This is a genomic window from Methylorubrum podarium (genome assembly GCF_022179745.1).
GTDB classification, from domain to species: Bacteria; Pseudomonadota; Alphaproteobacteria; order Rhizobiales; family Beijerinckiaceae; genus Methylobacterium; species Methylobacterium podarium.
Genome location: NZ_BPRD01000391.1, coordinates 1 through 12,531, shown reverse-complemented (window position 1 = coordinate 12,531; position 12,531 = coordinate 1). Strand labels below are relative to the sequence as shown.

12 protein-coding genes are annotated in these 12,531 nt (G+C 70.8%); 6 read left to right on the top strand and 6 right to left on the bottom strand.

Going from position 1 to position 12,531, the window contains the following annotated elements; translation table 11 throughout:
• Positions 1 to 900 (top strand): putative bifunctional diguanylate cyclase/phosphodiesterase (locus MFF42_RS18770; RefSeq protein ID WP_238257100.1); only part of this gene is annotated, 900 nt, incomplete at its 5' end.
• Between the two features lie 156 nt (positions 901 to 1,056).
• Complete coding sequence (locus MFF42_RS18765; RefSeq protein ID WP_238257099.1) at positions 1,057 to 2,121, top strand: GGDEF domain-containing protein; 1,065 nt, start codon at positions 1,057 to 1,059, stop codon at positions 2,119 to 2,121.
• 13 nt (positions 2,122 to 2,134) lie between these two features.
• Here the strand turns inward: MFF42_RS18765 and MFF42_RS18760 are convergent, their stop codons facing one another.
• Positions 2,135 to 3,511 carry a sigma-54-dependent transcriptional regulator gene (locus tag MFF42_RS18760; protein ID WP_238257098.1) on the bottom strand — a complete coding sequence of 459 codons (1,377 nt, stop codon included), beginning with the start codon at positions 3,509 to 3,511 and terminating at the stop codon, positions 2,135 to 2,137.
• Positions 3,508 to 5,373 carry a sensor histidine kinase gene (locus MFF42_RS18755; protein ID WP_238257097.1) on the bottom strand — a complete coding sequence of 622 codons (1,866 nt, stop codon included), beginning with the start codon at positions 5,371 to 5,373 and terminating at the stop codon, positions 3,508 to 3,510. The genes MFF42_RS18760 and MFF42_RS18755 overlap by 4 nt, the downstream gene beginning before the upstream one ends.
• Before the next feature lie 313 nt (positions 5,374 to 5,686).
• Here MFF42_RS18755 and MFF42_RS18750 point away from each other — a divergent pair, with 313 nt between their 5' ends.
• The 3 genes from MFF42_RS18750 (at position 5,687) to MFF42_RS18740 (ending at position 8,587) form a co-directional block, all read left to right on the top strand.
• Positions 5,687 to 7,036 carry a dicarboxylate/amino acid:cation symporter gene (locus MFF42_RS18750; protein ID WP_238257096.1) on the top strand — a complete coding sequence of 450 codons (1,350 nt, stop codon included), beginning with the start codon at positions 5,687 to 5,689 and terminating at the stop codon, positions 7,034 to 7,036.
• Positions 7,037 to 7,194: 158 nt separating this feature from the next.
• Entirely contained in the window at positions 7,195 to 7,590 is a 396-nt protein-coding gene (locus MFF42_RS18745) for a GFA family protein (RefSeq protein WP_238257095.1), read from the top strand.
• A gap of 115 nt (positions 7,591 to 7,705) precedes the next feature.
• On the top strand, positions 7,706 to 8,587 hold the full coding sequence (locus tag MFF42_RS18740; RefSeq protein WP_238257094.1) for a translation factor GTPase family protein: 882 nt from the start codon (positions 7,706 to 7,708) through the stop codon (positions 8,585 to 8,587).
• A 21-nt stretch (positions 8,588 to 8,608) separates the two neighbouring features.
• On the opposite strand, the gene MFF42_RS18735 is transcribed toward MFF42_RS18740, so the two are convergent.
• Genes MFF42_RS18735 through MFF42_RS18725 form a run of 3 tightly spaced genes read right to left on the bottom strand, consistent with a single transcriptional unit; the run spans position 8,609 to position 11,204 of the window.
• On the bottom strand, positions 8,609 to 9,193 hold the full coding sequence (locus MFF42_RS18735) for an NAD(P)H-dependent oxidoreductase (protein WP_238257093.1): 585 nt from the start codon (positions 9,191 to 9,193) through the stop codon (positions 8,609 to 8,611).
• Positions 9,194 to 9,197: 4 nt separating this feature from the next.
• Positions 9,198 to 10,439: a lytic murein transglycosylase gene (locus MFF42_RS18730; protein ID WP_238257092.1), complete on the bottom strand. Its 1,242-nt coding sequence runs from the start codon at positions 10,437 to 10,439 to the stop codon at positions 9,198 to 9,200.
• A gap of 51 nt (positions 10,440 to 10,490) precedes the next feature.
• A complete protein-coding gene (locus tag MFF42_RS18725; RefSeq protein ID WP_238257091.1) occupies positions 10,491 to 11,204 on the bottom strand; it encodes an invasion associated locus B family protein in 714 nt (237 codons plus the stop codon).
• Positions 11,205 to 11,392: 188 nt separating this feature from the next.
• Here MFF42_RS18725 and MFF42_RS18720 point away from each other — a divergent pair, with 188 nt between their 5' ends.
• Positions 11,393 to 11,902, top strand: coding sequence for a glutathione peroxidase (locus MFF42_RS18720; RefSeq protein WP_238257090.1), 510 nt, complete (start codon positions 11,393 to 11,395; stop codon positions 11,900 to 11,902).
• Here the strand turns inward: MFF42_RS18720 and MFF42_RS18715 are convergent.
• The coding region (locus MFF42_RS18715) for a MotE family protein (RefSeq protein ID WP_238257089.1) at positions 11,891 to 12,531 on the bottom strand (641 nt) is incomplete at its 5' end. The two genes, MFF42_RS18720 and MFF42_RS18715, sit on opposite strands and share 12 nt — an antisense overlap.

Genomic DNA, 12,531 nt, shown 5'->3' with positions numbered 1-12,531 from the left:
GGCGTCGCGGTCTGGCCGAGACATGGCGACGGCGCCGACACCTTGTTCAAGAACGCCGACATCGCCCTCTATCGAGCCAAGGATTCCGGGCGCAACACCTTCCGCTTCTACGAGAGCGGCATGGATCTCGCGGTCGCGACCCGCAACCTGCTGGAGATCGATATGCGCGAGTCGATCCGCTCCGGCGGATTCGCGCTGCATTACCAGCCGATCTTCGGCCTCGCCGACGGTGCCCCGAATGGCTTCGAAGCGCTGCTGCGCTGGGAGCACCCGGTGCACGGCCCGGTCTCGCCGGGCGACTTCATTCCGCTCGCGGAGGAGACCGGCCTCATCACGCAGCTCGGCGCCTGGGCGCTGCACGAGGCCTGCCGCGAGGCGGCCACTTGGCCGGGGGATCTGCGGGTCGCCGTCAACGTGTCCGCGGTGCAGTTCCGCAAGACCGGGCTGGAGCAGAGCGTCCTGCGCGCCCTCGCCTTCTCGGGGCTGCCGGCCGGGCGGCTGGAACTGGAGATCACCGAGAGCGTGCTGATGCAGGATTCGGACGCCGTGATCGGCTGTCTCCACCGCCTGCGCACCATGGGCGTGCGGATCGCGCTCGACGATTTCGGCACCGGCTACTCGTCCCTGAGCTACCTGTGCCGGTTCCCCTTCGACAAGATCAAGATCGATCGCTCCTTCATCCGTGGCATCGACGAGCCGGAGGCGGCGGCGGTGGTTCGGGCCGTGGTGGGCCTCGGCGAGCGCCTCGGCATGGCCATCACCGCCGAGGGCGTCGAGACGCCGGAGCAGCTGGCGCGGGTACGGCGCAAGGGCTGTACCGAGGCCCAAGGCTTCCTGCTCGGCAGGCCGCTCCCCGCTCCGGAGGCCAAGGCTCTCGTCGCGGGACAGGCGGCCGCCTGAGCCGGCGCGGGAGGCCGGGCGGACGGCGCCCTCCATCGAGGTCAGTCTCCGGGCCGATCCTGATCTCGGAAAGGTTCGAGTGTCCGCGGGGAAGACTGAAATTTAACAGTAGACGTGTATGAGCTTGCCCGTCGCGTCCTTGACCAGGTTTGGGTGATGATGCCGGGGCAGATGCAGCAGCGGGCGGATGCAAGTCTCGACCCGGCCCGGAGCTCCGCCCAATCCGCCTGGGAGGCGCTCGCCCGACACGGGCTGACGCCATCCCCTCGAAACTACGAACTGCTGCACACCTTCTTCAGCGGCGCCAGCCCGCCGCTCACCGAACGCCTCGCCCCCTGCCTTCGCCCCGGCGGAACGCTGACGGAGGATCAGGCGAGCGCGCTCTACGACATCTGCATCGCCGGGACCGCGACGGAGGCTCGCATCCTCGACGGGGCCGGTCGGCTGGCGGGCGTGGCGGAAGCCCTGGCGGAGCGCGTCGCGGGCAGCCGGACCGCGCTCGCGGGATACGGGGACGCGCTGACCCACTGGTCCGGCCGCCTGATCGCGCGGCCGACGCCCGACGAGCTCATGACGGCGCTCGTCGCCCTGATCAGCGAGACCGAAGCGGCGCAGACCCGCAATCGGCTGCTCGAGGAGCAGCTCTCGGCCTCCGCCGGACACATTGCCGAGCTGCACCGGGATCTCGTCGAGACGCGGCGCGCGGCGGCGACCGACGCGCTGACGGGACTGGCCAATCGCAAGGCCTTCGACGGGTTTCTGCGCGACTCGATCGCCCGGACCCGGGCTGACGCCGGCAGCACCTTCTCCCTCATCCTGCTCGACATCGACCGCTTCAAGGATCTCAACGACCGGCACGGCCACCGCTTCGGCGATCAGGTGCTGCGGCTGGTCGGGCGGCTCCTGTGCGAGAAGACGACCGTGCGCGACCTTGCCGCGCGCTACGGCGGCGAGGAATTCGCCATCGTGCTCGGCGAGGCCGGCATCGGCGCCGGCGTCGCCCTCGCGCAGGAGATCTGCGGCCGGCTGCGCGTTCAGCGACTGGTCAAGCGCGGCTCCGGCGACGTCGTCGGACAGGTGACGATCTCGGCCGGCGTCGCACAGTACCGGCCGGGCGAGGCCGCCCACGACGTGGTCGAGCGGGCGGACCGCGCGCTCTACGAGGCCAAGCGGACCGGCCGCGACTGCGTCTGCCCCACGCCGCAGGCCGCGGTCGCCTGACCGCCCGCGCCGATCAGCGGAAGTCGGTCGGCGCGAGGCCGTAGCGGGCGATCTTGTCGTAGAGGGTTTTTCGCGGGATGCCGAGGGATTCCGCGGCCAGCCGCACGTCGCCGCCGGCCATGATCAGCTCCTCGCGGATCAGGCCGCGCTCGAACCGCTCGACCTGCTCCGACAGGTTGAGGGCCGCCGCCGGAGGCGCCTCCGGGGCGCTCTGACCGGAGAGGCCCAGGGCGCAGCGCTCGGCGAAATGGTCGAGTTCGCGCACGTTGCCCGGCCAGGCATGGCGCAGGAGATGGTCGCGCATCGCCGCCGTCACGGGGGGCGCCTCGCGCCCGAACCGGGCCGCGGCGCGGGCCAGGAAGTGCTGGAACAGCAGCAGGATGTCCTCGCGCCGCTCGCGCAAGGGGGGGATCGCGACGGTGACGACGTTGAGGCGGTGGTAGAGGTCGTCGCGGAACGTGCCGGCGGCGGCCTCCTGGCCGAGATCGACCTTGGTGGCCGAGACGACGCGCATGTCGACCGGCCGGCGCTCGTTGGTGCCCAGCGGCTCGACCACCCGCTCCTGCAGCACCCGCAGCAGCTTCACCTGCAGCGCCAGCGGCATGCTCTCGATCTCGTCGAGGAACAGCGTGCCCCCCTGCGCGTGCTCGATCCGCCCGACCCGGCGCTTCAGGGCACCGGTGAAGGCGCCGGCCTCGTGGCCGAACAATTCGCTCTCCACCACGCTGTCGGGCAGCGCGCCGCAATTCATCGCGACGAAGTTCTTCGATGCGCGCCGGCTCCAGCGGTGAAGGGCGTTCGCCACCACCTCCTTGCCCGACCCGGTCTCGCCGAGAACGAGCACGTCGACGTCGGCGCCGGCCACGTCCCGCACCAGGCGGCGCAGCGCGACGATCTCCGGCGAGACGCCGAGGAAGGCGGGATCCTCCTCGATCGCCGCGTCGAGCCGGGCGTTGAGGCGGCGGTTCTCCAGAACGAGGCGGCGATGGTCGAGGGCGCGCCGCACCGAGCCCATCAGCGCCTCCGCCGGATAGGGCTTGGCGAGGAAGTCGTAGGCGCCCGCGCGCATCGCCGCGACCGCCATCGAGATGTCGCCGTGGCCGGTGATGAGGATCACCGGCAGGTCGGCATCCACGGCGCGGATCCGCTCGAACAGGGCGCGCCCGTCGAGCCCCGGCAGGCGCACGTCGGTGACGACGACGCCCGGCGGCTCGGCCCGGATCGCCGCCAGGGCGGGCTCGGCCGCCTCGAAGGTCTCGACCCGGAAGCCGTCGAGTTCGAGGCTCTGCCGGTTGGCGCGCCGCACGTCCTCTTCGTCGTCGATGAAGACGACCCGCTCGGAGACGTCGTGGCAGCCGGGATCGGACGGGCTGTTCGGCTCGCTGCTCATGTGGACTCCAGGCTTGCGACCGGGCTCGCGACCGGCGCGTTCTCCGGTGCGACGGCCCGTGTCAGCTCCATCCGGAAGATCGTGCCGTCGGCGTCCGAGCGGAGGCCGAGCGTTCCGTCGCATTCCTCGACGATGCCGCGGCAGATCGCCAGACCGAGGCCGAGCCCTTCGGATTTCGTGGTGAAGAACGGATCGAACACCTGCGCCCGGACCGCCTCCGGAATGCCCGGTCCGTTATCGGCGACCTCGACGGCGACCCGCTCCTCCGTCGCCTCGATCCGCAGGGCGACCCACGGCTCGGGGCGTCCGGTCACCGCGTCGAGGGCGTTCTGCAGGAGGTTGACGACCACCTGTTCGAGGCGCGGCCCGTCGCCGAGCACGGCGAGGTCGGGGGCCACGGACGGCACCTTGACGGCGATGCCCGCCTGCGCCGCGCGCCAGGAGACCACTTCGAGGCTTCCGCGCACGATGTCGGCGAGTCGCACCGGTTCGCGCCGGCCCGAGGCGCGGCGCGCGAAGCCCTTGAGCTGGCGCGTCAGGGTGCCGATGCGCTCGGTCAGCCGGCCGATCGCGGAGACGTTCTCCGCCGCGTCCTCGACGCGCCCGCGGCGCACGAGGATCGCGGTGTTGTCGGCGTAGGAACGGATCGCGGCGAGCGGCTGGTTGATCTCGTGGGCCATGCTGGCGGCGAACTGCCCGAGTGCGGCGAGCCGCCCGGCCTGGGCCAGTTCGCGCCCCATCCGCTCGCGCTCGGCCTCGGCCCGGCGGCGCTCCTCGATCTCCGCGACCAGCTGCCGGTTGGCCTCGCTGAGCGCCTGTGTCCGCTCCGTCACCCGGGCTTCCAGCTCTTCGCGCCGGGTCGCGGCCTCGGCCAGGCGCGCTCGCATCCGCCGCCGCCGGCCCAGCAGCGTGGCGATCCCGGCCCAGGCGAGCCCGGTCGCCAGCAGCGCGATGACCCGGCCCTGCGCCCGCTCGCGCTGGACCGCGGCGGCGATGGGCGTGAGGGTGTGCAGGCGCCACTCGGTGCCGGGGATCGGGGCGTCGAGCATCAGCGCCGGCCAAGCGGGTCTGGCACCGCCGCCGACCCGCACGAGGTCGGCGGCATCCGATGCGGCGTAGACCGGCAGGGGCTGCAGCGGCGCCTCGCCGAAGTCGAGCGCCTCGCGGATTCGCTTGCGCTCCGCCTCATCGACGGTGCGGGACGCCCTGAAGCGCCAGCTCGGCTCGCTCGCCACCAGCACGATGCCGCGGGGGTCGGTGACGAACACCCTCTCGTGGCTCGCGCGCCAGGCCGCCTCGATCGCGTCGAACTCGATCTTGACGACGACGACCCCGGCGGCCTCGGGCAGCCTGCGGGCAAGGTAGTAGCCGGGCCGGCCGCTGACCGTGCCGAGGGCGAATTGCGAGGCGGAGCCGGCCGCCATCGAGTCCCTGAAGTAGGGTCGAAACCTGTAATCGCGGCCGATGAAGCTCCTCTCCGCGCCCGCATTGCTCGCGGCGATCGTCACGCCGTCGCCGCGGATCACGTAGATCACCGCCGCGCCGGTCGCCCCGGCGATCTGCGCGAGGCGCCGGTTCACCCCCTCGACGAGGCCGGGTTCCGGCGTCGGCGCCACGACGCGGGCGATCTCGGGGTCCGCGGCGAGCGCGAGGGGCAGCGAACTCTGCGTCTGCATCTCGGCCCGGAACGCCGCGACCTGCAGCCCGAGCGACGTGGAGGCCGCGCGCCGCAGGTCGGCAAGGGCCCACCGTTCTGCCACCCGTCCGCCGAGCCAGCCCGCCAGCACCAGGACGGCCAGCCCCGCCAGCACGACGACGGCGCGGCGGTATTCCTTCGCGGTGGGCGAGGCGGGCGCGATCACGTCGGCCAGCCCTGTGCGGAATTCCGGAACGCCGGAGTGCCGCGCGTGCGGATCACCGCAACGGGCGATAAGAGGCGGTCCGTGAGCGGGGCGGAATTATCATTCATTTCAACGCTTTAACGAAAAGTTATCGGCATTTTCGAACTGGCATGCCGGTTGCCATTCCCCGCTCGAAACGCAGCCATGACCAAACTGCAGAGCTGTGTGCCGAAAGGCCAAAAGCAAGAGCGGACGGTGTCGGGAACCCCTTGAGGGCGCCCCCGGCGAACCGATCCGGCGAGACCGTCCACCGCTGCGACAGGGAGAAACGCCCATGGCCACCGTGCCGTCCCCGCTGACCGCGCCCCACGCGCCGTCCGCGCCCAAGCCCATCTACCGTACGCTCTACTTCCAGGTGCTGGTCGCCGTCGCCATCGGCATCACCCTCGGGCATTTCTACCCGAAGCTCGGCGCCGACATGAAGCCGCTCGGCGACGCCTTCATCAAGCTCGTCAAGATGATCATCGCGCCGGTGATCTTCCTCACCGTGGTCTCCGGCATCGCCGGCATGACCAACCTGGAGAAGGTCGGCCGCGTCGGCGGCAAGGCGCTCGCCTACTTCCTCACCTTCTCGACGCTGGCGCTGATCGTCGGCCTCATCGTCGCCAACGTGCTCCAGCCGGGCCACGGCCTGCACATCGACCCGAACTCGCTCGATCCGAAGGCGGTCGCGACCTATGCCGGCAAGGCGAAGGAGCAGAACATCGCCGACTTCCTGATGAACATCATCCCGACCACCGCGGTCGGTGCGTTCGCGGGCGGCGAGATTCTTCAGGTGCTGTTCTTCTCGGTGCTGTTCGGCTTCGGCCTCGCCTTCCTCGGCGACCGCGGCAAGCCGGTGCTCGACATTATCAAGGTGCTCTCGGAAGCCGTCTTCGGCGTCGTCAACATCATCATGAAGGTCGCCCCCATCGGCGCCTTCGGCGCGATGGCCTTCACCATCGGCAAGTACGGCATCTCCTCGCTCGCCAACCTCGCCTACCTCGTCGGCGCCTTCTACCTGACCTCGGCGATCTTCGTCCTCGGCGTGCTCGGCGCGGTCGCCCGCTACAACGGCTTCTCGATCCTCAAGCTCATCCGCTACATCAAGGAAGAGCTGATGCTGGTGCTCGGCACCTCCTCCTCGGAGTCGGCCCTGCCCTCGCTCATCGAGAAGATGGAGCGCGCCGGCTGCTCGCGCCCCGTGGTCGGCCTCGTCGTCCCCACCGGCTACTCGTTCAACCTCGACGGCACCAACATCTACATGACGATGGCGGCCTTGTTCATCGCCCAGGCCACCGACACCCCGATCACCTTCGGCGAGCAGATCCTGCTGCTCCTCGTCGCCATGCTCTCCTCGAAGGGCGCGGCGGGCGTGACCGGCTCGGGCTTCATCACGCTGGCCGCGACGCTCGCCGTCGTCCCGTCCGTGCCGGTCGTCGGCATGGCGCTGATCCTCGGCATCGACCGCTTCATGTCGGAGTGCCGCGCGCTCACCAACTTCATCGGCAACGCGGTGGCCTGCATCGTCGTCGCCCGCTGGGAGGGTGAGGTCGACGAGGACAAGCTCCGCGCCGCGCTGGCCGGCAAGCCGGTCGCCGAGGCGGGTCCCGCCCCGGTCCCCGCCCTGCAGCCGGCCGAGTGATCCGGGCAGGAGGGCGCACCGTCCTGCGTCCTCCGTCCGGTATGGGAGCCGCGGCAGCCGGACGACGGCTGTCGCGGTTTCTCGCTTTCTGAGACCGTCCCCAGCCTCTATCGTCCGGCGCGTCGCGGCGAGGTTTCGGGATTCGGGGAGGAAGCGCCATGCTCACGGGACGCTGCCATTGCGGGGCCATCACCTACGAGATGTCCGCGGAGGTGGTGCACAACGTGCTCTGCCACTGCGCGGATTGCCGGCGCCATGCCGGCGCGCCGATGGTCGGCTGGGCGATGGTTCCGGCCGAGCGCGTGACGATCTCCGGCGAGCCCTCGGTCTACGCCTCCTCCGAGCACGGGCGTCGGCATTTCTGCGGACGCTGCGGCACCGGCCTGTTCTACGTCAACGAGCAGACGCTGCCGGGCATGATCGACGTGCAGACCGGCACCCTCGACACGCCGGAGGCCCTGCCGCCGCAGGCGCATATCCAGACGGCCGAGCGCATCGCCTGGATGGAGGAGGCGCACCGCTTGCCGAGCTTCGAGCGGTATCCGTCGGCCTGACGCGTCTTCCAAGAGAGCCGGACGGATTTATAAACAATCATATGTTGCATTGGCTCGACGCCTCTGCGATGCAGGAGGCGCCGATCGGCGCTTCCTCGCCCGTCAAGAGCCCGTCATGCCGGCTGCGCCGTGGCCATTGCTCGAGATCGCTGTCGCACCGACGTCCAAGGCCGGCCGGAGCAGCCTGCGCGGCGCCTTGCTGGGACTGATGCTCCAGAACCCGGAACTCGATTTCTCGACCGATGCGGCGGCGGACCAGTTCATCCTCAAGGCGGTGACCGAGACCTGTCTCGCCACCGCCGTCGAGCGTCTCCGATCATGCCCCACCGCGTTCCACTTCGGTCAGCCGCAAGTCGCCTACCGTGAGACGTTGACCCGACGGCGAGAGATCGACCACACGCACAAACGCGTGCCCGGCGGCCGAGGCCAGTTCGCTCGCGTAAAACTCCTGTTCGAACCGAACGCGGCCGGAGCCGGCTCCGCCTTCGAATCGAAGATCGACGAATCTACCCTGCCGGGAGACTACGTCCGCGGTGTCGAGAAGGGTCTCCGATCGGTGCGGATGGCCGGCGTCCTCGCCGGTTTTCCCGTCATCGACGTCAGGGCTGAACTGATCGACGGCGCCTCTCACGCCATCGATTCCTCGCCGCTCGCCTTCGAGATCGCCGCCCGCGCGGCGTTCCGGGAGGCGCTCCAGGGCAACTCCGTGCTCTTGGAGCCGGTCATGGCGGTCGAGATCGCCGTGCCGGAGCGATATGCGGACGGGGTCGTGAGCGACCTGCGGGCGCGCCGCGGCCTGGTCGGTGACAGGAGCGCGCGCGGCGGCCTGAGCGTCGTCACCGCGACGGTGCCGCTCGCCGAGATGCTCGGTTTCGGTTCGCGCCTGCGCACCGTGGCGGGCAGCGACGCCCACGTCGCGATGGCGTTCAGCCACTATGCCCCGGTGCCATCGGCGGATCGCGACCCACCGCCGGCGGTCGCCGCGCTGAGGGCGTAGGGATCGTCCGCGCGAAAAAAATCAGAACACGGACAATCGTCGGTGCAGCCGGGCGAGGAAGCGCGTCCGCATCTGCTCGGTCGCGCCGTCCATGCCAGTCAGCGCGATCCAGTCGAGCCGGCAGCGCGGGGCGCAGAGCGGGCGGATGCCGAAGCGGAACAGCCGCCAATCGGGCCAGCCGACGAGCCAGAGCAGCCAGCGCGGCGAGCCGTAGGTCGTCACCACCGCGATCTTGCGGATGTTGGTGAGGCGCGGCTGAAGCACCTTCGCCCCGCCCAGGGCGAAGGCGACGCCGGGGAGCCAGACCCGGTCGAACCAGCCCTTCAGCATGGCCGGCGGCCCGAACCACCAGGTCGGGTAGACGAGGACCAGAGCCTCGGCCCGGCGCAGGGCGGCGATGTGGCCGGCGAGATCCGGCCGCTCGGCGCTCTCGTCGTAGTAGGCGCCCCGCTCCCGCGCGCTCAGGCGCGGGTCGAAGTTCTCCCCGTAGAGATCGATCGTCTCGACCGCGTGGCCGGCCGCTTCGAGCGCCGAGGCCGCCGCCTCGCGCAGGGCCGCGTTGAAGCTGTCGGGCCGGGGATGGCAGTGGACCAGCAGGACGCGCATCGGGTCAGGGGGCGGGCGCGCCCGCCGCCCGCACCTTCTCGAGCAGCGCGGCGTCGGCATAGCCGTCGGGCACGAGGCCCTTCGCCGCCTGAAAGGCGCGGATCGCGGCGCGGGTCTTGGGGCCGATCTTGCCGTCGGCGCCGCCGACCGGATGGCCGAGGGCGGACAGCCGGGTCTGGAGGTCGGTGCGCTCCTCGGTCGAGAGCATGCGGTCGCCCCGCGGCCAGTCGCGGGTGAAGCCGGGCGCGCCGCGCAGTCGGTCGGAGAGATGGGCCACGGTGAGCGCGTAGGCGAGCGCCGTGTTGTAGCGCAGGATCACCCGGAAGTTCGGCTCCAGCAGGAAGGCCGGCCCCTTGGCGCCGGTGGGCAGCAGCAGGACGGCGCGGCGCTCCGCGCCGTCGGGGAAGGCGCCGCCGGCCGGCTTGAGGCCGAGCGTCCGCCACTCGGCGAACGGCCGCTCGGTGGTCTCGTCGGCGAGCCGGTAGTCGAAGCCGTCCGGCAAAAGCACTTCGAGGCCCCAGCCCTCGCCCGCGCGCCAGCCGGATTGCTTGAGGAAGTTGGCGGTCGAGGCGAGCGCGTCGGGGACCGCGTGCCAGATGTCGCGCTTGCCGTCGCCGTCGAAATCGACCGCGTGGCGCAGGAAGGCGGTCGGCATGAACTGGGTGTGGCCCATCGCGCCGGCCCAGGACCCGCGCATCCGCTCGGCGTCCGCATCGCCGTCGGCGAGGATTTTCAGGGCCGCGACGAGCTCGTCGCGCCAGAGGCCGGGGCGGGCGGGATCGCCGCAGGCGAGCGTCGCGAGAGCCGGCACCACCGGGCGGATGCCGGCTCCCTCGAGCGCCGCCCCGTAATTCGATTCGACGCCCCAGAAGGCGACCAGGATGTGCCGGTCGACGCCGTAGGCCGCCTCGATCCGCCCCAGCACCTCGGACCATTCGGCGAGCTTGGCCTGCCCCGTCGCGATCCGCTCCGGCGTCACGCTCGCCTCGACATACTCCCAGACCGGTTTGACGAACTCGGCCTGGGACTGAGTCGCGGGCACCACCGCCGGGTCGGGGGCGATCCCCGACAGGGCGGTCTCGGCCACCGGCCGCGGCACGCCGCGCTCCTCGGCGAGCGTCTTCAACCCGCCGACGCAGCCCGCGAAATCCGGCGACGCCGCAGCGGTCGGCGCCTCGGACCGCACCGGGCTCGCGCCGGCGAGGGTCAGGATGGCGAGAAGGAGTGCTCTGGCTGAGGGCCGCATGGGGGAAGCCTTACCATGTCTCCGGCCGATCGGCAGGCCGGCGCGGAGGGTTCAGCTTCCGAAGGCGCTCGCCCGGGCGAAGGCCGCGGCGAAGCCCGAGAGCGGCACGGTGATGATCGTGGGCTCCTTGGCGTCCGGCTTCGTTGCCGAGATCGTGAGGTTCGTCGCCGTCTTCATCGTGTCGGTGGCGAGCGTCGGCAGGCTGACCGGCACGAGGCAGCCGTCGCTGACGCAGAACGAGAACGGCGCGCCCTTGCCGAGTTGCCGGTCGTCGAGCTTGAACGAGACGCCGGGCTCGATCTGCAGGCCGAACGGCATCAGGATCAGGCCCTCGCTCTTGCCGTCCTTGGGCGGACGAAGCTCCATGCTGAACAGCCGCTTGCCCGTGCGCCGGTCGCCCTGGGACTGGATGATGACGCAGTCGGTCCGCGCCTCCGCGCGGTTGCAGTTCATGGTCCAGTCGCCGTAGCTCTCGCTGACGGAGCTGGCGCCGGCCGGCCACTGGGCGGAGCCGGAGGACGCGGCGGGCTCCAGCACCGTGCCGGACGAAGCGGGGGGCACCGGCTCCTTGGCCGTCTCCTTGTGCTCTTCCTTCTTCGGAGCCGGCTTGCGCGGGCGCGGCTTCGGCTTGGCGGCGGGCTCTGCGGGGACGGCCTCGGGCGCGGCCTCCTCCTGCGCCGTGGCGAGGCCCGGCCATGCCAGGACCATCGATCCGGCGAGCAGAAGCGCGGCGGCAGACGCGGTTCCGCGGGAAAGAGGCGGCATGGTCGGGCTCCAGAGGGTGTCGTCCGGGGGCGCCTAGCCCCGCTTGCGAAAGGATGCAATTGCATCGACGCCGCACTGCACTGCGACGATGACATTTGCGGTCAAGTCTGGAATCGTTCCACGAAATTAAGGACAATATCCCGAATGACGGCGGGATTATTGTGCAAGGAAAGAGGCTCCAAGCGCTGATGACCAGCATCTTCGACCATGCCCCGCGCGACGCCAGCGGCGCGCCGCATCCTCTGGCGCAATATCGCGGCAAGGTGCTTCTGGTGGTCAACACCGCCTCGAAATGCGGGTTCACACCGCAATACGAGGGGCTGGAGGCGCTCTGGCGCCGGCATCGCGGCCGCGGCTTCGTGGTGCTCGGCCTGCCCTGCAACCAGTTCGGCGCGCAGGAGCCGGGCGATGCCGCCGCCATCGAGCAATTCTGCTCGCTCACCTACGACGTGACCTTTCCGGTCCTCGCCAAGGTGGAGGTCAACGGACCGGGGGCCGACCCACTCTACGTCGATCTGAAGCGGGCGAAGCCCGGCCTGCTCGGCACACAAGGCATCAAGTGGAATTTCACGAAGTTCCTGGTCGGCCGCGACGGCCGGGTGATCGACCGCTTCTCGCCCTCGACGAAGCCCGCAGCTCTGGAGGGCGCGATCGAGCGGGCTCTGGCCGAGCCGGGCGGGTCGATCTCACCGCCCTGACCGAACCGCCGGGCCCGGATCGATCGCCGGCAGTTCGCCCGGCGGCAGGCCCGGCGCGGCGGCAGCCACCTGCGGGGCGTCGACGCCGCGGGCGCGGTTGGCGAGCGCCACGGTCAGTTTCTCGGCGGGCTCGGATCCCATCAGGGCCAGCACCTCGGCCATCTTGCGCGGGTTCATCGCCATCACGATCGGCACCAGCGTGTCGAGGCTCAGCCGGTCGAACACCCGCGCCGCGTCCTTCGGCTTCATCGTCTCGTACATCGTGACGATGCTCTTCATCCCGGCCTTCTCGGCCTCGGTCCGGCGGGTTCCCTCCGACCCGGCCTTGTCCTCCACGCCCTTCAAGTCGGCCACGCCGGTCTCGAGCTTGCGCTCGGCATCCTTGAGCATCTGCTCGCGCAGATCGAGTTCCTCTCCGCGGTGCTTGAGGGTCTCGCGGCGGGCGGCGAGCTTTTCGAGAATCGCCCGCTCGCTCTCCGAGACCGGTTCCGGCACCGGCGGCTGGTAGACCGGCGGCGGAGCGGGCTCCGCCTTCTTCGGCGGCGCCGAGACGGAGCCGGTGGTCGTCGGGTCGGTCGGCTCGTAGTTGGTCCGCGCCTTGGCCAGCACCCGGGCGAAATCCGGCAGCG